17 protein-coding genes are annotated in these 22,271 nt (G+C 43.2%); 3 read left to right on the top strand and 14 right to left on the bottom strand.

The window, feature by feature from the left end; all coding sequences use genetic code 11:
* Window positions 1-354: 354 nt before the first annotated feature.
* The 10 genes from nqrM to EI162_RS08550 form a co-directional block, all read right to left on the bottom strand.
* Entirely contained in the window at window positions 355-594 is a 240-nt protein-coding gene (gene nqrM / locus EI162_RS08595; protein ID WP_192523969.1) for a (Na+)-NQR maturation NqrM, read from the bottom strand.
* Window positions 595-753: 159 nt separating this feature from the next.
* Window positions 754-2,268 carry a sodium:proton antiporter NhaD gene (nhaD, locus tag EI162_RS08590; protein ID WP_192523968.1) on the bottom strand — a complete coding sequence of 505 codons (1,515 nt, stop codon included), beginning with the start codon at window positions 2,266-2,268 and terminating at the stop codon, window positions 754-756.
* 131 nt (window positions 2,269-2,399) lie between these two features.
* Window positions 2,400-3,524, bottom strand: a complete 1,125-nt coding sequence (locus tag EI162_RS08585) for an FAD:protein FMN transferase (RefSeq protein ID WP_225736937.1) — start codon at window positions 3,522-3,524, stop codon at window positions 2,400-2,402.
* A 132-nt stretch (window positions 3,525-3,656) separates the two neighbouring features.
* Window positions 3,657-4,457 carry an SDR family NAD(P)-dependent oxidoreductase gene (locus EI162_RS08580; protein ID WP_192523966.1) on the bottom strand — a complete coding sequence of 267 codons (801 nt, stop codon included), beginning with the start codon at window positions 4,455-4,457 and terminating at the stop codon, window positions 3,657-3,659.
* 189 nt (window positions 4,458-4,646) lie between these two features.
* Window positions 4,647-5,882 carry an NADH:ubiquinone reductase (Na(+)-transporting) subunit F gene (nqrF, locus tag EI162_RS08575; protein WP_192523965.1) on the bottom strand — a complete coding sequence of 412 codons (1,236 nt, stop codon included), beginning with the start codon at window positions 5,880-5,882 and terminating at the stop codon, window positions 4,647-4,649.
* Between the two features lie 145 nt (window positions 5,883-6,027).
* A complete protein-coding gene (gene nqrE, locus EI162_RS08570) occupies window positions 6,028-6,636 on the bottom strand; it encodes an NADH:ubiquinone reductase (Na(+)-transporting) subunit E (RefSeq protein WP_192523964.1) in 609 nt (202 codons plus the stop codon).
* Window positions 6,636-7,307: an NADH:ubiquinone reductase (Na(+)-transporting) subunit D gene (locus tag EI162_RS08565; RefSeq protein WP_192523963.1), complete on the bottom strand. Its 672-nt coding sequence runs from the start codon at window positions 7,305-7,307 to the stop codon at window positions 6,636-6,638. Before EI162_RS08565 ends, nqrE begins: the two co-directional genes overlap by 1 nt.
* A 1-nt stretch (window position 7,308) precedes the next feature.
* On the bottom strand, window positions 7,309-8,232 hold the full coding sequence (locus tag EI162_RS08560; RefSeq protein WP_192523962.1) for a Na(+)-translocating NADH-quinone reductase subunit C: 924 nt from the start codon (window positions 8,230-8,232) through the stop codon (window positions 7,309-7,311).
* Window positions 8,213-9,448 carry an NADH:ubiquinone reductase (Na(+)-transporting) subunit B gene (locus EI162_RS08555; RefSeq protein ID WP_192523961.1) on the bottom strand — a complete coding sequence of 412 codons (1,236 nt, stop codon included), beginning with the start codon at window positions 9,446-9,448 and terminating at the stop codon, window positions 8,213-8,215. The genes EI162_RS08560 and EI162_RS08555 overlap by 20 nt, the downstream gene beginning before the upstream one ends.
* 5 nt (window positions 9,449-9,453) lie before the next feature.
* On the bottom strand, window positions 9,454-10,806 hold the full coding sequence (locus EI162_RS08550) for a Na(+)-translocating NADH-quinone reductase subunit A (protein WP_192523960.1): 1,353 nt from the start codon (window positions 10,804-10,806) through the stop codon (window positions 9,454-9,456).
* A 910-nt stretch (window positions 10,807-11,716) separates the two neighbouring features.
* On the opposite strand from EI162_RS08550, the gene hisA reads away from it, so the two are divergent.
* The 3 genes from hisA (at window position 11,717) to EI162_RS08535 (ending at window position 14,830) form a co-directional block, all read left to right on the top strand.
* Window positions 11,717-12,454, top strand: a complete 738-nt coding sequence (gene hisA, locus EI162_RS08545) for a 1-(5-phosphoribosyl)-5-[(5-phosphoribosylamino)methylideneamino]imidazole-4-carboxamide isomerase (RefSeq protein WP_192523959.1) — start codon at window positions 11,717-11,719, stop codon at window positions 12,452-12,454.
* Window positions 12,455-12,762: 308 nt separating this feature from the next.
* Entirely contained in the window at window positions 12,763-14,442 is a 1,680-nt protein-coding gene (locus tag EI162_RS08540) for a mechanosensitive ion channel family protein (protein ID WP_192523958.1), read from the top strand.
* An 85-nt stretch (window positions 14,443-14,527) separates the two neighbouring features.
* Entirely contained in the window at window positions 14,528-14,830 is a 303-nt protein-coding gene (locus EI162_RS08535) for a hypothetical protein (protein ID WP_192523957.1), read from the top strand.
* 88 nt (window positions 14,831-14,918) lie between these two features.
* Here EI162_RS08535 and rnr read toward each other — a convergent pair whose 3' ends face one another.
* The 4 genes from rnr to thrS form a co-directional block, all read right to left on the bottom strand.
* Window positions 14,919-17,213 (bottom strand): ribonuclease R, encoded by a 2,295-nt coding sequence (rnr, locus tag EI162_RS08530; protein ID WP_192523956.1) that lies wholly within the window; start codon window positions 17,211-17,213, stop codon window positions 14,919-14,921.
* A 144-nt stretch (window positions 17,214-17,357) separates the two neighbouring features.
* The gene (locus tag EI162_RS08525; RefSeq protein ID WP_192523955.1) at window positions 17,358-18,602 is read right to left on the bottom strand and encodes a toxic anion resistance protein; all 1,245 of its coding nucleotides are present in this window, start codon (window positions 18,600-18,602) and stop codon (window positions 17,358-17,360) included.
* Window positions 18,603-19,048: 446 nt separating this feature from the next.
* Window positions 19,049-19,552: a translation initiation factor IF-3 gene (gene infC / locus EI162_RS08520; RefSeq protein WP_192523954.1), complete on the bottom strand. Its 504-nt coding sequence runs from the start codon at window positions 19,550-19,552 to the stop codon at window positions 19,049-19,051.
* Window positions 19,553-19,575: 23 nt separating this feature from the next.
* Entirely contained in the window at window positions 19,576-21,510 is a 1,935-nt protein-coding gene (gene thrS, locus EI162_RS08515; RefSeq protein WP_192523953.1) for a threonine--tRNA ligase, read from the bottom strand.
* Window positions 21,511-22,271 lie beyond the last annotated feature (761 nt).

The following is a 22,271-nucleotide window of genomic DNA, read 5'->3' as shown; positions in this document are numbered from 1 at the left end:
CCAAGGTTGGATGGAAAATGACTTATCTAAATTGTTTTATGATATTCATCCAAATTATAACTCTTTTGTAGTGCAGTGACTATAGCAAGAAAAACGAGTGCCAGTGCTACGTACTGTAGACTAAACGAGTTTGACCCAGCTAATCGTACTTTTTGGGATTGGTATCAGTTGGAAGTTCAAAACAATTGCAGAAAGTAGGTCATATGCACTTGCTACCTTATCAATCAGAGCAAACTTAGTATATGAGTATGGCGCAATCGAAAATAGCGCCAGCCCTTTTTTTATAGGACTTGACGCTATTATAAGAACAAATAACCGCTAAATACTATCAGCGTATGGTAACAAATCAGACACTTATACAGATTTGCCTAACTGAGCCGCTTTTAGGGCACCTTCTTGTTCAGCGATAGAATCACACTTATTGGGATCATCACCGCAGTACGAGCATTTTTCATTGCCCATCAATTTGGCAACACCACCACAAGAGCCTTTCAATGGCTTCTTTTGAAACATATAACCGATGCCCATAAACACAAAAAACAGGATAAAGACGGTAAAGGTAACAGCGAGCATGGGAAGTAATTGGCTAAGCATGGGGTAACCTCGGCTTATTAGGGACAGACTATCACTTTATATAGATCATGACATATACAACATAGCAGGCTGTCCTGAAGTTTATAACTCTATTTTACCACATATTCATAGGGTAATAATATCGATGGAAATCATGCAAATACAGTCAGTTACAACCAGCTACATTACATGGATAGCGATGTAGGTAGCAGCCCCTGCTAAGTAGCCCAGAAGTGCAAGACCACTGATATGTTTGAGATACCACATAAAGGAGATTTTCTCCATACCCATCGCTGCAACCCCAGCTGCTGAACCAATGATTAAGCAACTACCACCAACGCCTGCACAGTAAGCCAAGAAGTGCCAAAATGCCCCATCTTGTAAAAACTGACTTTGGCGCGCCAAATCACCACCGGTTAAACCCGCCATAGCAGAGTCGCTAAGGAGAGGGTACATTTTCATAGCACCGGCTACCAGTGGAACGTTATCTACCAATGATGACAGGAGGCCGATTAAGACGTTAATAACATATAAGTTACCAAAGGTATTATCCAGCCACGTTGCCATATCAATTAAGTGACCGGCAGTGGCCAGTCCAGATACGGCCAATAAGATACCTAAGAAGAATAAAATACTAGACATGTCGACCCGAGTAAGCACCCCAACGACAGTCATTTGTTGCTTAACGCGCCAGTTATCATGGCGATGCACCAGTTCGGTAAAAACCCAAAGTACACCGACACCAAACAAGATACCCATGTAGGGTGGCAGATGGGTCAAGGTCTTAAATACTGGGACGAATGCCAGCGCACCTAAGCCTAATGCCAGAATACTGATACGCATTTTACTGGTAACGGTATCGAGAGACACTGCCGCTGTATCGTCATCTGTTTTGGTTACAGAAGTTTGAGATAAAGAGTCTTGAGACGAAGAAGCATGACCACCTTCCATTGCCATAACAGCCGTATCACCGCCGGTATAGCTGCCAAGGTAATTGGTATTAGACGAGGTTATTGTTGCTTTGGCAGGTTTCGGCCGCTGTACTTGTTTGCCTTTAAACATGAACGTCAATAAGATTAATGGCACCATAGCAGCCATCAAGCTGGGGACGATCAAATCAACGATAATACGACTGGCAGTAATTTGATGGCCAATCCACAGCATGGTAGTCGTCACATCACCAATCGGTGACCAGGCACCGCCAGCGTTAGCACAGACCACGACCGTGCCAACAAACCACAAACGCAGCTCTTTATCGGCTACCAGTTTGCGCAGTAAGGAAATCATGACGATGGTAGTGGTAAGGTTATCTAACAGCGCGGAGAAAAAGAAGGTAAGCGCACCAATGGTCCATAAAAGCGTGACGGCGTTGGTAGTATGAATACGGTTGGTAATAGCAGCAAAACCATCATGAGCATCGACCAACTCCACGATGACCATCGCCCCCATTAAGAAAAACAAAATTTCAGCAATCTCTGCTAAGTGATGCCTAAGCTCAGCGTTGATGATGGTAGTCGTATCAAGCCCATTAACCAGCTGATCAGCGAGCAAAGTATCTGCACCAATCACCAGTAGTGTCCAGACAATAATTGCAGTGAGCAGGGCGGAAGCTGCTTTATCAACATGAAGGTTATGCTCTAAAGCAATAGCAATATAGCCCAATACAAAAAATACCGCCATCAATGAATAAACCATCTCATATCCTTAGTGTAAGAACACTCTGATAACTTTTCTTCTAAACGGTATATTGTAACGCTTATATAATAATTAAAACACTTAGTAATAATCCTGTGATAATAAGTCGTAAAAAACCAAACAAACGCGGCCTAATCTCTATTTGAATTGCCGGCTCTTAAGGTTGCCATAGTAGGCGTTTGTACTACCTGCCAGTCATCAGCACTATCCTTCAAATCACCATGTTTTACGCCATCGGCTAATATCACGAACAATGCGGCTATATTTTGCTGTTTCGCGACATCCAATGCTTTTTGATAGGGCATAGCGGTCAATGCCGTCGCCCACGCATCGGCCAGTGCCACTGATTCTGCCACCACGGTTACCGAAGGTGCGCCGCCAGCGATAGGTGCGCCAGTAGTAGGGTCAATTGTATGGCTATAGTGTTTGCCATCGAATATGACAGAATTGCGATAGTTGCCGGAAGTGGCGATATACATCTTATTATCAGTGTCGGTTGGTTGGCGAATTGCTGAGATAGGCTGACGCTCGTTGACTGTGCTGTCTTCGATAGGGGCATCAATCGCAATTTGCCATGGCTGCTGTTGATTATTGACACCAGAAGTTGCAATCTCTCCGCCAATCTCAACCATATAATTACGAATCTGATAATTGTCTCTGAGCACGTCGGCGATGACATCGACACCATAGCCTTTGGCGACTGCGGAAAAATCAAGCGCGATACCATCTTTGGTTTTATAGATAGTTTGATCTTTTTGTACCACGCTCTCAAAGTCGACCAAGGCTTTTGCTTGAGCAATCTCAAGTGCCGTTGGCGGACTTTGTAGACGCTCGACGGTCATGGTGCTACCAAAGCCCCACGTTTCTATTAAAGGCAACACCGTAGGATCAAACGCCCCATTTGACTGCTGATAGACTTGCCTTGAGGCTTCTAGCACATGACTAAAGTCTGCATCAATCGTGATAGGCGTGTCTTTTGCCAAACGATTAAATTTAGAGATGGTAGAGTCGCTTTGATAAGTAGACATGCTGTCATTGATTTGTTTTAAACGCGCATCGATTGCTGCTTGTATGGCCTTTTCATCAGCATCGTCTGGCAACTGATAGGTGATGTGATAGCTAGTGCCCATCGTCTCACCGATGAGGTAGTTATAATCTGGTTTTTGCTGGCAAGCGCTAAGGCTCAAGGCGCTGGTGAGACCAATGGTACTAAATAGGGTGAGGGTAATCATTTTATTAGAAGGTAGGAGCTGCATTGAATTTGCCATAGTATTTTTTAAAAGAAGTAAGGTGAATAGCGGTTTGGATATATTTTGGCTATTTTACACCGCTTATCACCTATAAGGCCAATGCATCGGCTTAAGTCTCGCCTATTTAATACACTGGACTTACTTTACTTGTACCTCACGAATAAGCTTATAGAGTTTTGGTGGTGAGACTCGGTTAATTCTTGTGGCCAGCTTTTCTTTGCTGCCTGCGACGATGATATATTCTTCGCCTTTGGAGAGAGCTTTGACGACTTGCTTGGCAAATGCTGTCGCCGTCAGTCCTTTATTGGTGGCTTCGTCCATCGTGCCCTGTGTGCTACCATCGCCAGTCAAGGCATTGATAGAGACATTGGTTTGGATAAACCCTGGAAATATCGTTGCGACCTCTATGCCGTCTTCATACAATTCGGCACGTAAACTATTGGCCCACATATGGATCGCCGCTTTGGCAGCTCCGTAAGCACCGCGATATTGTGTTCCTAATAACCCTGCCACACTCGATACCATCACTATTTTGCCACCACCTTGCGCGATCATATCGGGTAATACCAATCTGCTTAGACGTGTTTGTGCAAAGTAATCGATTTCCATGATTTGACGCTCAACGTCCTCAGTGGTTTCCATAATCAGTGAGCGTTGACTGACGCCTGCATTATTAATCAGCCAATCGATTTCTCCTGCTTGTGTTTTGACAGCATCATAAGCTTCTTTTGCTTGCGCGGCCTCGGCTATATCAAAAGGTACGATGATATGTTTTTTGCTATGTTTGCAGCGTTTTTTGACCGCTGCTAGCTTGTTTTTATCGCGCCCACTCAAGACAATCCTCGCGCCTCGTTTAGCAAAGGCAATGGCTAGAGCTTCACCGATACCGCTAGAGGCACCAGTTATCCAAATGGTTAAGTCTTTAACTTTAGTTTTCATAAGAATCCTTTCTTGTTCACATATGCTTATTATCACATCATTGCTAATTGATGACATGCCCTAGTTTGGCTCATAAAAAAAGAGCCTCAATCGAGACTCTTAATTTATCATATATGATTTAGTTAATCATGGTAGCGTCATGACATGGCTTAATAATTGGGATTTAATCGAACAGTTTAACCATCCGCCTTAACCGCCAAAGTCATCAAGCATAATGTTTTCATCTTCAACACCCAAGCTATGTAGCATATCGATGACCGCCGCGTTCATCATTGGTGGCCCACACATATAGTACTCACAATCTTCTGGGTTTGGATGATCTTTGAGATATTCTTCTAATAAGACGTTATGGATAAAGCCGGTATAGCCATCCCAATTGTCTTCTGGCAATGGGTCTGATAAGGCCACATGCCACTCAAAGTTAGCAAACTCTTCTTCTAGCTGATCGTAATCTTCAACGTAGAACATCTCACGGATAGAGCGTGCACCATACCAAAAGCTAATCTTGCGATCAGAGTGTAGACGCTTAAGCTGATCAAAGATGTGCGAGCGCATCGGCGCCATACCCGCACCACCACCGACGAAGATCATCTCAGCCTGGGTATCTTTGGCGAAAAACTCACCATAAGGTCCAGACACGGTCACTTTATCGCCCGGTTTGAGACTAAACGTCCATGACGACATTTTACCCGGTGGGATACCGTCAGGGCCACGCGGTGGTGGACTAGCGATACGAATATTAAACTTGATCAGGCCTTTTTCTTCTGGATAGTTGGCCATTGAATAAGCACGAATGACTGGTTCATCAACTTTCGATACATAATCAAAGATGCCGAACTTTTCCCAATCCTCACGGTACTCTTCTTCGATATCGAAGTCTTTATAATGCACTTCGTGCGGTGGCGCCTCCAACTGTACATAACCGCCAGCGCGGAAGTTCACTTCTTCGCCTTCTGGAATTTTTAGTACCAATTCTTTAATAAAGGTGGCGACGTTCTCATTAGAGATAACTTCACATTCCCACTTTTGTACATCAAAGAATTCAGGATCGATCTCAATTTCCATGTCTTGCTTAACCGCTACCTGACAGGCAAGGCGCATATGATTGCGAATCTCACCTTGAGTAAAATAGCCTTCTTCGGTGGGCAAAATAGAGCCGCCACCTTCAATAACACGGCAGCGACACTGGGCGCACGTACCGCCACCACCACATGCCGAAGACAAGAAAATGCCTTCGCTAGCAAGGGTCTGTAGTAGCTTACCGCCTGCTGGTGTCACCACATCATTGTCGGGATTATCATTGATATGAATGGTAACATCGCCTGAACTGACCAGTCTTGAGCGCGCCGCCAAAATAATGGCGACCAGACCCATGATGATCAAGGTAAACATAGCAACGCCACCAATCGCCGTAGCATAATCCATGGTAGGTATCCTTAATCTATGGGGTAGGGGTGCGAGGTCATATAAATTGCCTCGACCCTCTACCGAATAAATGAATTAATTAGGTCAAATAACTGAGTATGGTTTTAAGCATAATTCTGTCTATCAATAAGCGATAAACAGCGGCTTAAATGGACATACCACCGAACGACATAAAGCCAAGTGACATGAGACCAACGGTGATAAAGGTAATACCAAGACCCTGTAGTGGTGCTGGGATATCTGAGTATTTAAGCTTTTCGCGGATACCAGCCAGCACGGTAATAGCAAGTGCCCAACCAAAACCAGCACCAACGCCATACACCATGGATTCACCAAAGTTATAGTCACGCTCAACCATAAACAGTACGCCACCTAGGATGGCGCAGTTGACAGTAATAAGTGGTAAGAAAACCCCAAGTGCGTTATATAGAGCAGGTACGAACTTGTCTAGGAACATCTCTAGAATCTGTACCACCGCAGCGATAAGACCGATATAACTCAGCAAGCCTAAAAAGCTCAAATCGATATCAGGGAAACCTGCCCACGCCAGCGCACCATCTTTTAGGATGAACTGAAATAGTAGGTTGTTTAGCGGTACGGTAATTGCCATAACGACAACGACTGCGACCCCAAGACCAATAGCAGTGGAGACTTTCTTGGATACTGCCAAGAAAGTACACATACCTAAGAAGTAGGCCAGCGCCATATTCTCAATAAAGACTGAGGTTATGAATAAACTAACATAATGTCCCATTAGTGACCGCCTCCATGTGCCATGCCTTTAGATTGCGGCTTCATTACAAACTCAGCCTCTTCAACTTGTTCAGGCTTCCATATACGAATAATGACGATAAACATCGCAATAATAAAGAATGCAGAAGGTGGTAATAACAATAAACCATTAGGGACATACCAGCCGCCATCAGTTGCTGGCTGTAGTAAAGTAATGCCAAACCAGCTGCCTGAGCCTAATATTTCGCGAATAGTACCGACGAATAAAAGGACAGCAGAGTAGCCAAGACCGTTACCGATACCATCTAAAAAGCTGGGTACGGGCGGGTTGCTCATGGCAAATGCTTCAGCACGGCCCATTACGATACAGTTGGTGATAATCAAACCTACGAATACTGAAAGCCCTTTACTCACATCATAAGCGACTGCTTTTAGTATCTGATCGACCACGATAACCAATGAGGCAATAATCGTCATCTGCACGATAATACGAATGCTCGATGGAATTTGCTTACGAATACTAGAGATAAAAAAGCTGGAAAATGCCGTTACCAAAGTCAACGCCACACTCATAACCAGCGCATTAGCGACCGTAGTCGTTACCGCCAACGCAGAACAAATACCTAGTATTTGTAGGCCAATGGGGTTGTTATCAAAAATAGGTGAAACTAAAATACTTTTTGTATCAGCCACGTTAAGCCTCCTTGCCGTGTGCTGCTGGTGCTATTGATGCCAGCTCGGTTACGGGATGCGTTTCTTTCTGAGTGAGCTTTTGGCTAGTTTGCGTATCAGTGCTTTTGAGCGTTTTGCCACTTTCTTCACGCACATGATCTAAATAAGGCTTATAACCTTGCTCACCTAACCAAAACTGAATCATATTACTGACGCCACGACTGGTCAAAGTCGCCCCACTGATACCATCGACCCAATTCTCTCTCGAGCCTGAAGTAGCAACACCAGTAGCAACATCGCCACTTTCGTCGTAAGAGTGGATACCAGTCCACATCGCGCGCCATTTTGGCTCTTCGATACGAGCGCCTAGACCTGGGGTTTCTTTATGCTCATAAAAGCTAATACCTTTGATGGTATTCATATCACCTTCAAGCGTTAAGAAACCATAAATAGTGCCCCAAAGGCCGTAGCCCTGAATCGGTAGGACGACCATTTCAGGGTCTCCCGCGTCATCGTTCTTGACATAGACTTTGGCATATTTAGGTTTGCGGCCAATACTAGCAGGGTCATTGTTACCTAGGTCGTCGCTTAAGGCTTCGTTCTTAGTTGCTTGACTAGTATCATAAGTATTACGATCATCGATACCAACAGCCTTTAGGGCGTCGTCATCGAGATAGTTACCTTTATTTAAGTCAACAATTTCCACTTCAAAATCTTTGAAACGCTCAGCGACATCTTCATTGGTATCAGAGGCAGGATCAAACAAGCCTGCGGCGACCAAGATGTTTTTATTACGGTCTAAACGGGCGTTTTCGACTTGCGCCGGCTTTAAGCCGACGGCTGCGGCGGCAACCAATACTGAACACACCAAACATAGTATCAACGCTACGATGATGGTTTTTGTATTGTTGCTTTTAGGCTTAAGGTTACTTTTGGGCTTGGACATAGCGAACCCTCCGTGCAGTTTGGCGTTTGATATTTGCTTGGGTCACAAAATAGTCAAACAATGGAGCAAATAAGTTGGCAAATAGGATGGCAAGCATGATGCCTTCTGGGAATGCTGGGTTAATGACTCGAATTAATACGGTCATAAAGCCAATCAAGATACCATAAGCCCAGCGGCCTTTATTGGTATGTGCCGCTGATACTGGATCGGTCGCCATAAAGACTGCACCGAACGCAAAACCACCGATAACTAAATGCCAGTAGAATGGCAAACTCATCATCATGTTGTCTTCAGAGCCAATCATATTAAAGACCAGCGAAGTAGCGATTAGACCGATCACACAACCTGCCATGATGCGCCATGAGGCAATGCGCGTCCAAAGTAGAATCACAGCACCTAATAAGATAGCCAGTGTTGATACTTCACCGATACTGCCTTGCATATTACCTAAGAACGCATCGCTCCAAGTAATGGCATTACCATAAACATCGACGAAGTCTTGTGGGACGACGCCAAGTGCGGCAAGACCAAGCGGTGTTGCGCCAGAGAAACCATCAACCGCCGTCCATACTGAATCACCAGACATATAGGCTGGATAAGCAAAGTATAAGAATGCACGGCCCGATAGGGCAGGGTTAAGGAAGTTCTTACCGGTACCGCCAAAGACTTCTTTTGCCACAACCACACCAAAGATAATACCTAGGGCAACTTGCCATAGTGGAATATCTGGTGGTAGACATAGCGCAAATAGCACCGAGGTGACAAAGAAACCTTCGTTGACCTCATGGCCACGCACCACAGCAAATATAATCTCACAGAGGATACCGACCCCAAAGGTGACGATATAAATCGGTAAGAATTGCATTGCCCCATAGACAAAACTCGCCCAAATACTTTCAGGGTTATAGCCTGCCATATTAGTAATAACAGTGCGCCAGCCTTCAGGCTGCAAGCCAAGTTGAGCAACAGCAGTCAATGCTTGATGACCAATGTTGTACATACCCCAAAACATCGCTGGGAAGGTACATAGCCATACAGTAATCATAATACGCTTCAGGTCGATACCATCGCGTACATGGGATGAGGCGTATGTCGTTGAGCCTGGTTGACGTAAAAACGTATCAAACATCTCAAAGAGGGCATAGTATTTTTCGTGTTTGCCACCTTTGGTGAAAGACGGCTCCATACGATCGAACATATTGTGTAAAAATTTCATCGTGGTTAGCCCTCCAGCTCAATGCGCGTTAAGTTATCACGCAAAATATCACCGAATTCATATTTGCCAGGAGATACGAAGGTGCATAATGCTAAATCTTCTTCGTCCAATTCGAGTACGCCCAAATCTACCGCGCTAATGATGTCTTCGACAATCAGAGCACGCAATAGCTGCGTTGGTAGATAGTCTTGCGGCATGACTTCTTCATAAACTCCGATAGGCACCATCGCTCGCGGTGAGCCATTGCTCGTAGTAGTGAAGTTATATTTTTTGCCACCAAAAAACTGTGAAATGTAGATTGGCAGTTTAGAGAAGCGGTTTGCACCCGGTGTAAAGAAGTGGAACGCTGGGCGCTCACGACCTTCAGACAGGACACTGATTTGGTTATGAAAGCGACCAAGGTATGCGGTATTGCCAAACACCTTGCGACCCGATAGCACAGAACCTGAAATAATACGGTTCTCACCAGCCTCAAGCTGACCTTTGGTCAGTGCCGTGATATCCGCACCGCGCTCAGTGACGACCAAATGTGGATTGGTTACCGCAGGACCAGCAAGGCTGAGCATACGGCGGGTGTATAAGCGACCTGAAGTAAATAGCTTGCCAATCGCAATCACGTCTTGGTAGCCAATCGTCCAGACGCTTGTACCACGCATGATTGGGTGCAAAAAGTGAATGTGCGTGCCAGCCAGACCAGCGGGATGCTTACCAGCAAAGCTATGATACTCAGTGACATTATTAGTCGCAGTTTTGGCAACTGGCGTCAGCTGGGCATCACCATGATGGCAGACAAAGGTCTTTGGGCTGAGGGTAGATAGTACGGCAAGTCCGTCATTGAACGCTTGTAGCTGTTCATTGACCAGCAGCATCGGGTCAAATGCTAATGGATTGGTATCCATAGCGGTGACAAAGATAGCATGCGGGCGGGCACCGATTTCTGGAGCGCGGCTATAAGGACGCGTACGGAACGCCGTCCATTCACCAGAAGCAAGCAGTTGGGTTTCAACGACTTCAGAGTCTAAGTCAGCAAGTTGCTGGGAGTCATAGCGCTCAAAGTCTATTTCTTCACCGTTTGGGTCGACCGCAATAACAAGGCTCTCAAACACACGACGTTCACCGCGTTTAATCGCGACGACTTTACCAGCAGCAGGGGCAGTATAGATAACGCCCACTCGTTTTTTGTCTTCAAAAACGGGCTGACCTTTTGCTACTATGTCACCTTCTTTGACATTCATCGTGGGCTTCATACCCACATAATCATAGCCAATAATGGCGACATGTGTCGGTTGGTGCTCAGATATCTCGCGGGAGGGTTCACCGGTGATGGGTAAATCCAAACCTTTTTTGATGGTAATCATAAGCGAAAACTTAGTCCATAGTCTAAAACGATACCAGACGTCCTGTTTGGTATATCGGTAGCATGAATAACGGCATCATCAATAAAGTCATTTATCAACTCCAATAATAGGGCTGAAAAATTTCTCTAGATATGACACATCATAACTACTAGTAAGAGTATTAACGCTGACCTTAGACTCCTTAACAACACGTTAATGTCTTATTCGAATGACCAAAGTGACGACTGGCTACCAAGATGTATACTAAAACACTCCAATCTAATGCCACCCTCAGCAAGGATGATTTTAGATAAAATACAGTTTTACCATACGATTTATTAAAATCTTAAAATTTATAATATCTGTGTGATTTAAGCAGCGCTATTCATTCGAATGAATATAAGTGAGAAATACGTGATTTTTTAATACTTTGAGAAAGCTCTCTTTGAGAAAGCTATCTAAGCGCTGTTTAATGACCTATGATTACACTGTAAACTTAATTGCTCAATAACCGCAATTTATTGGCACAACCTTGAATAGGGTAATCAATGCTGCGCTGTCATTTACCTTGTGCTATTAGTAATCATCTTAGGTAGCAGACAATTAGGTTTTATCGCACAAATACAAATTTACCTAGGATTATACGCTAAACTGACCTAAAATTGCCAGTTGGTAATTGAATTTACCTAATGTTTACAGTGCCTCCAACTGTGAAAACTTATGGTTATGATTGTTCGATTTTTATAATTATGAATATAATGGGATAATTGTTTTTCACTTTCGTTATTTGTTCAATTCTTCATCATTATCTTTTTTAATTTGTTATTCTAAATTACCTTATTAAGCCATTATTTAAATGGCTTTCGTTCTGCGACTGTTAAAATTTCGATTATTTTTTATGATTAATCCCGCTCTTTAAAAGGAATGCTGTATGTGTGCTGTCCCTGTCATTATCCCTGCTATTGATTTAAAAGATGGTAAATGTGTGCGCTTAAAACAAGGTCGTATGGAAGACGATACGGTGTTTTCTGATGATCCAGTAGCCATGGCGGCGCGTTGGGTCAATGAAGGCGCGCGTCGATTGCATTTGGTCGATCTCAATGGCGCGTTTGACGGTATCCCAGTACATAAGCAAGTGGTCAATGACATTGCCAAAGCTTATCCGAATCTGCCAATCCAGCTCGGTGGCGGTGTACGCAATATGAAAACCATTGAGCAATATATTAGCGCTGGTTTGACATATATCATCATCGGTACCAAAGCCGTCGAGGATCCAGACTTTGTCGCCGAGGCTTGCCGCGAGTTTGCTGGCCATATTATTGTTGGTATCGATGCCAAAGACGGGTTGGTTGCGACCCATGGCTGGGCAAATGTCACTGATACTAAGGCAACTGAGCTTGCCAAGCGTTTTGCTGATGTTGGCGTATCGTCAATCGTTTATACTGATATCAACCGCGATGGCATGATGCAAGGCGTTAACGTGGAACAAACGGTTAACTTGGCTCGCGAAGGCGGCTTACCTGTGATTGCTTCAGGCGGCGTCACGGATATGAAAGATATCGAATTGCTCAAACCTTATGGTGATTGTCTCGAAGGCATCATCACCGGCCGTGCTATTTATGAAGGCACCTTAGATTTGGGTGAAGCACAGGTTTATTTGGACAGTTAATAACGGATAAAATATAGTTAGTCCTAAATAAAAAGAGTGCAGAGATTGCAGCGTGCTACTGGTATAAATTTTCCTTGCGTGCTGCGTTCCCAGAGGCTACGTAAAATCCATCCCAGTCGCACTGTATTTATTTTATAGTGGATTGTCTATACTTAAATATAGAGATCAGTAATCATATCGTTGATTCAATATATTTTGGATACCAATTTGGATACTAAGAAGGCGAATGACAGTACTACGAATAGTAGACTGAGCGAGTCTGACACCGTATCCGATTTATATAGGATTGACTATAGCAAAGGATGCTTATGGCCACTTACATTGACCGACCACTGAAGCGCTGTTCTTTAACAGCGTGGGGTCAGATAGTGTTGTTATTAAGCCTCTTTTTTACTTTGCCGGCTTATGCTGCTGCTGAAACTGAAGGTAATACCTCCGATAGTATAATAGCAGATACCGCAAAGGCGTTAGGGTTACCGGAGACGGTATTAACTCCTAGTACAGAAGCCGCTATAGACGATAGCGCGAAGGCAACAATTGATAATTCAGTTGCGCCTAGCGCCTCCGTTACTGAGCCTGTCAAACCGCCACCGGTTATCATTGGCGAAAGTACCAATAATGCTCAGATTGAAACGACCCCCACCCCGCAAAAAGACAACGAGATTGGTCAACGTATCAGTGGTATTTTTTCTGAGATAGAAGGTCTGCAAGCGGTCAATATCGACGTCACCCAAGGTGTTGTCACCTTAACAGGGGAGACGCCAAACGAGAAAAAAGCGCAGCAAGCGATCAATCTCACCAACCGCTTAACAGATGTGGTCACTGTAGAAGATAAGATTAATCGCACTTTAGACGTACAAGACAACGTCACAACAGTATATCAAGGATTAAAAGCCCAGTTCAGAACCTTCATTAAAGCCTTGCCGTTACTAGGCGTTGGTATTGTAATATTTGGTTTGGTGGCATGGCTTGGCAGTTGGTTATCGCATCGACAAAAGATGTGGCAACGCCTAACACCCAATCCATTCGTCGCTGAGCTATTATCACAAACCATTAAAGTTGTTTTTATTATTGTCGGTTTGATATTAGCATTGAGTTTGGTAGGGGCGGAGACTATTTTAGGAACGCTACTTGGCGGGGCAGGTGTTATCGGCATTGCGGTAGGTTTTGCGGTAAAAGACAGTATTGAGAACTATATTGCCTCCTTACTGCTTAGTATTCGTCAGCCATTTCGGGCGCGTGACCAAATTGTCATCAACGATAAAGAAGGTATCGTGGTACGTCTGACCTCACGAGCAACCATTTTAATGACGCTGGACGGTAATCAGCTGCGCATTCCTAACGCTGAAGTATTTAAAGCCACCATTCTGAATTATACCAAAAACCCCGAACGGCGCTTTACCTTTGAGCTTGGCGTTGATGCCAATGACGATCCGTTAGCGGCTATCAAAGTGGGACTGGATGCGCTACATAGCTTAGCGTTTGTGTTAGATGAGCCAAAAGCGATTGCGGTCATCGCCAATGTTGGTGACTCTAACATTATTCTTGAGTTTCAAGTATGGGTTAACCAAACAGAGACTGACTTTTTTAAAGCGCGTAGTATTGCCATTCGAGAGACCAAACATGCCTTAGAAAACGAAGGCTTTAGTTTACCTGAACCTATCTACCGCTTACGCTTTAATCATAAAGTTGAAAAGGCACTTGAGCACATTCAAAATACAAGTGACAGTAAAAAATCTGGCTCAGAGATGACGGTTACGCCGACCACACCTGAGCAAGTAGACGATACTATTATCGATGAAAGCACTGTGGATGACAAAGATAAAAAACAAGCCAAAGCCCGTGCTAAGCAAATCCTACAAAGCCCTAACGCCAATGAAGTGCTTGATGCACGCCCTGACGAAAAACTGATGGAAAAAGTCGAACAAGAAATTGCTGATAATACAGGTGAGACAGATCTATTGAATAGTAATAGCCCGCAAGAATAAGAATGACTGATAAATATTAAAAATGGGCATAAAAAATGCAGTAAAACGTATATGTAAATAATTATCCAAATATACGAGACATTTTATGCAAATGAAACATCTGATTATATTCGCGCTGGTCGGCATGGTGGCACTACTTGGCTTTAACCTCATTAATGGCAATCAACGTGAGAAAAATAGAGAAGTAATCGTGAGCAATGCGACGTCTGAGCAGTCTCCTAGCAAGGCTATAACTGAGACGGACAAGGTAGCAAATAGCTCGACCGATATCGCCAGCCAACCTCTTGGCAAACAGCCCAAAGCCATCCTTGATAGCGCAACGACTCAAATAGAGCAAGCACAACAAGCGGATCAACAACGCTTAGACCAGATGGGCAGTGCAGAGTAGCTTTAAAAACCAGCTGTCATAAAAATTAAGCATAAAAAAGGCTAACGATAACGTTAGCCTTTTTTATTATTTGACGTTGTTGTTAAACCTAGCTTTTCTTACTAGCGCCTTTACTGCGGCTAGCTGTTTTTTTAGCGGGGCTTTTCTTATCAGTGTCTTTTTTATCGGTGCTTTTCTTAGAGGAACCTTTTTTGGTTTGATTCATTTCGCTAGATTGCAGCTTAGCTTTTAAATCAAAGTCAATTTGTAATAGGTCCATGTTCACGCCAGCCACTTTTACTTTGACTGAGTCGCCAAGTCCGAATAACGTGCCTTTGTCTTTACCGATCAGCTGCTGTTGCTGCTCATCATAGACAAAGAAGTCATCACCAACATTGGAGATATGCACCAAACCATCAATGTAAAGGTCAGTCAGCGTAACAAACAAACCGAAGCTAGTCACTGTAGTCACCACGCCTTCGAACTCTTCGCCGACATGATCTTTCATATAATGACATTTGAGCCAAGATTCTACATAGCGTGAGGCCTTTTCTGCGCGGCGCTCTGTATCAGACGTTTGCGTACCAGCACCTTCAAGAGAGAAGTCCATCACTGGCTGCTTACTATTAGTTACTTGCGCTTTGATCGCACGATGCAACATTAAGTCAGGATAACGACGGATCGGCGAGGTAAAGTGGCTATATTCGTCATAAGCCAAACCAAAGTGACCGATATTGTCAGGCGAATAGTTCGCTTGCATCATTGAACGCAGCAGCATGCTATGAATACTAATCGCATCTGGTCGGTCTTTGGTCGCTTCGATAATACGCTGATAATCGGCTTGGGTTGGGCCTTCTTCTGGGAAGCTTAGACCGAAGTTTTTTGCATATTCATGGATACGCATCGACTTTTCGCCATCAGGCTTATCGTGGTTACGATACAAGACTGGCAGCTCATTTTTTAGCGCAAAGTTTGCGGCACACGTATTGGCGAGCAGCATACACTCTTCAATAAGTTTTTGAGCATCGCCACGAGTACGCGGTAAGATGGCTTCAATACCACCTTTTTCGTTAAACTTAATATAAGTCTCAACAGTCTCAAATTCCATTGCATGGCGTTCTTCACGCTTTTTGAGCAGTAGCTCATACAATTGGCTTAAGGTATCAACAGATTTTTTGACCGCTTTATTACCCGTTAACGACTTAGGTACATTGTCGTCTTTTGGGTTATCAAAATAAGCATTTACTTGGTTATAAGTCAGACGCGCTTGTGAATGCATCACACCTGGATAAAACTCATAACTGGTAATTTTGCCAGCACGAGATATTTTAATATCGGCAACCATACAAAGGCGATCACGCTCAGGATTCAATGAACAAAGACCGTTAGACAATACTTCTGGTAGCATTGGAATCACACGGTGGGGGAAATAGACTGATGTACCGCGCTCATAAGCGTCTTGATCAAGTGGCGAGTTTGGCGTGACATAATAACTCACATCAGCAATCGCAACTAATACACGATAGTTACCACCAGAGCGTTTTTCAGCAAATACAGCGTCATCAAAATCACGTGCATCTTCACCATCAATGGTGATAAGTGCTAGATCACGTAAGTCGGTACGTCCTTTTAAGTCTTTGGCAGTAGGCTCTTGATACGCATTGGCTTGCTCTAACGCCGCTTCATTAAATTCTGACGGAATATCATAGTTGAGAAGGGTTGTCTCAATAATCAATTCGCGGTCGTTGTCATCAGACAATACTTCAGTGATTTTGCCAGTGGCAAATTCATGCTGGTTTGGCCAATCAATGATATCAACCTTGACAGGCGCACCTTGTTTGACATTAAGTGCTTGCACATTATCGTCAGTGACGGTAATCGGTTGATGATTGTTTGGGCTACCAAGCTCGACACAATAGCCATCTTCATCACGTGCTAATGTACCAATAAAGTTGTTTTGGCGACGTTCGACGACATCAACGATACGTCCTTCCGTACGACCACGATTGTCTGTGGAAGTACCGACTGCATCTACGGTATCGCCATTAAACACCCAGCGCATTTGCTTTTCATGTAAAAACAAATCTGGCATATCACTTAATAGTACAAAGCCAAAACCTTTTGGGTGGGCAGAAACCGTACCGGTGACGATATCTTGCTGGGTCACGGTGCGATAGCGATAAGGACGACCGTCGCGGTTTACTTGTCCATCACGTGCCATCGCTTTTAGGCGATTTCCTAACGCGTCAAACTGGTCTGGGTCATCAATATTAAAGGCTTTTGCCAATTGTTGATGCGTGACTTCGCCATGTTCAGTAATCGTGCTGAGTATCAGCTCACGACTAGGGATGGGATTGTCATATCTTTTTGCCTCGCTTGAGGCGTTTGGATCATTCCAACTCATAAATTACCGTATCTATTTTTAAAATTATTAATAGTAGCTATCTTAACACGAACGACGTTGTAATATCTTGCGTCAATTGTCTTATGTGTGTCTGGTAGCGAGGAGGAGCGGTCACCTTTGATAAGTAACCGCTGTCGAGATAAATCAAATATCGACATCGACCGTACTTGATTTATTGTTTATCTTTTTAGTGTCTATTTCTTTTGACACTTCAAGCACTGTGGTTTGATTCGATTTATCTAGGTATTTTTGGGCTTTATCAACCTCGGAGGTCAAGGTGTTGACCGTTTGTTTCATGTTTTCTAGGGCTTCAATTTTGTAGTTGCTAATCATATCCATCGTATCATAGACGTTATTGAAGGCATTTTGTAATTTATCAAGCTCAATGCTGCTGCTGGTGGCTTGCTCATGAATCTCGCCCGATTGGCGTTTCAGCATCGCTGAGGTCGATTCAATCAGGCTGCTAGTGGTTTTGTTCAAAGCAGTGATTTGATCAAGTACCAGTTTTTGATTGGTCATGGCTTGAGCTACCACAACGGCGGTACGCAGCGCAGAAACAGTGGTTGTCGTCGCGCGATCCACCCCTTTAATCAGCTCTAGATTATTACGGCGAATGGTATCCAGTGCTAAATAACCTTGGACGTTTACTGCTAATTGGGTCAAAAAGTCAGTATTTTTTTGGCGCACATAAAACAACATCTCTTCTTTAATAATACGCGCTTTTTCAGGGTCAGTCGCTTCAATAGCATAAACCTTTTGTTCTAGCTGCTCGTCGATTTTTTTGCCGACATAAACGTACTGACGAATAGATTGCATCAACTCCCACATATTGACTTTTTCTTGCTCAATCATGGCATTGTCTTTAAGCAGCTCATCTTTACCATTATATAGACTGGTCACAACCGCATTGATATGAGATTGTGCCGACTCGTATTGGCGAAAGTAATCTTGTACTTTATTACCAAAAGGAATGAGGCCGAAGAGCTTACGCGAGCTGGTCAGCTCTTTTTTACTCGGGTCTAAGTCTTCAACGATACCGCGTAGCTCGGTTAAAGACTTGGCGATAGGGGAGTTATCAAACAGGCTGTCATTGAGACTTTTTGCTGGCAAATCTAACATACGGTTAGAGACTTGTGCAGATTCGCGAATCTCTTTGGTACCCAAGTTATGTATAGATTGTACGTTTTGCTGAAATTCAGAACTGTGCACCGAATTATTGATGACGTGATCGACAAAGGCATCAACTTTGGCATCGAGTTCTGGGATTTGACTCTCATCCAGCTTGACCATCTGATCGGCTTCGCTTTTTTGTACTTCTTTTACAGGCTCAGGGGCGGACAAGGTGATGCTTGGCGTAGAACTATTTTCAGGTGGGGTTAACTCTTGCATAAAGTTTCCTATAATATTTAAAAAGGTAATGTGGTTATCACCGACAGGGATAGTCGTGGTATTGATTGTTGTTATGCTCTTAATTGTTTTTATTTGAATTATCTTTAAGAGTGATAGAACAGACCTTTAGATTAACTGGTAATGAAAAGGTTGAGAAGATGGGTTTTGTAAACTGAGTTTTGTAAGCTATTATCGGTTCAAAATAAAAGCGATACGATTGTAATAAAGTAAATAGTGACCTGCTATTGTGATAAGTTTTTCTTACTTACTGTTCAAAAAATCCTAACTTACTATATTTAAAAATAACATTTGAAAATAAGGGTTTGCTGGGTTGAATATTAAAAAACCATCAATATCCCGCAGCATATTGATGGCTTGAATTTAAATATCTATTTACACATCTATATAAGCTGACAGTTATAATAAATAGCAGCCTATTGAACAGACTATTTTTTCTTAGTAGGACCTAACAGCATACCCATTTGACGACCTTCCATCTTTGGATATTGCTCGACGTTTGCAATCTCAGCAGTGTCTTCGATAATGCGATCTAGCTGTTTACGACCAATCTCTTGGTGCGCCATTTCACGACCACGGAAACGAATACTGATTTTAACTTTGTCTTGGTCTTCTAAAAAGCTGACGATTTTTTTCAGTTTGACCTGATAATCGGCTTCTTCAGTACTAGGACGCAGCTTCATCTCTTTCAGCTGAGTTTGCTTTTGGTTCTTTTTAGCTTCTTTCGCCTTTTGCTTTTGATCATAGAGGAAATGCTTATAGTCCATAATCTTGCAAACAGGCGGCTTGGCATCTGGAACCAATTCGACCAAATCTAGATTGTCCTCACGTGCCGCTTTCATCGCGGTTTCGATATCGACCACGCCCATCTGTTCGCCGTCTTCTTTAACCAGACGGACTTCTTTGACATTGATATCTTCGTTGATGTTCAAACGGTTTGACTGTTTAATAGGTATTACTCCTCATCTGTTTTTGGGGTCTGTCGGCCTTTTTTAGCGACAGCGGTCTGTACTAAGGTAATAAATTCAGCAACACTCATGACGCCAAGGTTTTCACCTTCACGCGTACGGACATTGACACTGCCCGATTCGACTTCTTTATCCCCTAATACTAGCATATAGGGAATACGTTCTAATGTTTTCTCTCGTATCTTAAATCCAATCTTTTCGTTACGCAAGTCACTAATAGCTCGCAAACCAGCATTTTTTAGCTCGCTGACCACATTTTCGCAAGCATCGGCTTGTTTATCGGTGATATTCATCACGGCCACTTGTTGCGGTGCTAGCCAAACTGGCATCCAACCAGCATAGTTTTCAATCAGTATACCGATGAAACGCTCGAACGAACCTAAGATGGCACGGTGCAGCATAATCGGTACTTCGCGCTCGTTTTGCTCATTAACAAATTCAGCGTCGAGACGTTCTGGCATATTTGGGTCAACCTGAATCGTACCGCACTGCCACACGCGACCTAGCGAGTCTTTTAGACTGAATTCAATCTTGGGACCATAGAACGCGCCTTCACCGGGTAGATATTCCCAATCAAGACCTGAGTTATCAAGTGCATCAGACAGAGCCTTTTCAGCAAAATCCCAAGATTCATCGCTGCCGACGCGTTTTTCAGGACGGGTCGAGAGTTTCATAATGATGTTATCAAAACCAAAATCTTCATAAACCGCAAGAGTCAGTTGAATAAAGTCAGCGACTTCTTGTTGAATTTGCGCTTGGGTACAGAAGATATGCGCATCGTCTTGAGTGAAACCCCGTACGCGCATCAGGCCATGCAATGAGCCAGATGGTTCGTTACGATGACACGAGCCAAATTCTGCCATCCGTAATGGCAATTCACGGTAAGATTTCAAGCCTTGGTTAAATACTTGCACGTGACAAGGACAGTTCATTGGTTTTACCGCATAATCACGGTTTTCGCTCGACGTGGTAAACATGTTGGTTGCATAGTTACCCCAGTGTCCTGAGCGTTCCCATAAGCTACGGTCAACGATTTGCGGTGTTTTAATTTCTTCATAGCCATTGTCATATTGTACTTTACGCATATATTGCTCAAGTACTTGATAAATGGTCCAACCATTGGCATGCCAAAACACCATCCCCGGCGCTTGCTCTTGCATATGGAACAGATTGAGCGCTTTACCAATCTTACGATGGTCGCGTTTTTCTGCTTCTTCAATACGTTGAATATAAGCTTTTAAATCTTTTTTATCGGCCCATGCTGTACCATAGATACGTTGTAGCTGTTCATTCTTAGCATCACCGCGCCAATAAGCGCCTGACATTTTAGTCAGCTTAAATACTTTTAAGAATCGGGTGTTTGGTACGTGTGGACCACGGCACATATCGACGTATTCTTGATGATGATATAGACCAAAGGCTTCTTCACCTGGCATATCATTGATAAGTTTAAGCTTATAGTCTTCGCCGCGCTCTTCAAAGATTTTGATAACTTCATCGCGTGGCGTTATCTTTTTGATAACGTCATAGTCCTGCTTTATCAACTGCACCATGCGCTTTTCGATAGCTTCCATATGCTCAGGGGTAAATGGCGTTTCACTATAGATGTCGTAATAAAAGCCTTCATCAATGACAGGGCCAATAACCATTTTTACATCAGGATATAGCTGTTTGACCGCATGACCCAATAAGTGCGCACACGAATGGCGAATGATGTCGACACCATCGGCATCTCTTGGTGTGACGATTTCTACTTTGGCATCATGGGCGATAGGGTCGTGTGCATCCACTAGATGACCGTCTACACGTCCAGCGACCGTCGCTTTAGCCAATCCTGCCCCAATACTTTGCGCCACTTCCATGACCGAGGTGTTGCCTTCGAAGTTTTTTACGCTACCATCGGGTAAAGTAATCGCTACCATAATCTATTCACCTTTTTGAGTCCGTTGGCAGTGATGATTGCAACCATCAATCATATAACCGTAAGACTGCATCAATTATATCTAATCACTATGATATGTTGTAAGAGATATACACTACTTAAAAGCACTGAGCTCAGATATATATAGCATCGCGATTCATAGCCATTTAACAAGCTATGATCGAATCATTATAAGGAAAAGCGATCTACCTTCTATATAAAGACAGGCAGAACTACTATTAAGTAATGTCATAAAAGCGGCTATTATAGCAAAAACCGTCTATAAACACTAGATAGCAAGGGGTCAGTCAGCTTCTATATATAGGTGCTATCTTGGTAAATATCAAGGAAGATAAATATAACTAGAGATACAGCGCAAGAGTTTACTAATAGTTATAATGTCATTGATACGATAAAAATGAGAGAATTTATCTATAAAGTAAAGCCCAAGAGCTTATTTAAAAGAACAGTTATAAGGTATCAGGTTAAACAATAAGGGGTTTTAGCCACTTTATTAGAATATGGTTTCAAGTAATTGGAAAATAACTTTACTGTAAGTTATTGAAAAATATAGATTGTTGTTCACCTAATGAAATTAATTCAAAAACCTGTCGAAAAGCGGTTGACACCCATCTCAAACCGTCTATAATACGCACCTCATTAGGGAGAACTGGAACACCTAATATGTAGATTACATATTAATAACCCAGCTAACTCATTGAAACAAATTATAAAAAAGCTTGACAAACCAAATCATTATGA

This window comes from Psychrobacter sp. FME6 (assembly GCF_014861365.1).
GTDB lineage: Bacteria > Pseudomonadota > Gammaproteobacteria > Pseudomonadales > Moraxellaceae > Psychrobacter.
The sequence above is the reverse complement of the archived record's forward strand: the minus strand, read 5'-3'. Positions and strand labels throughout refer to the sequence as shown.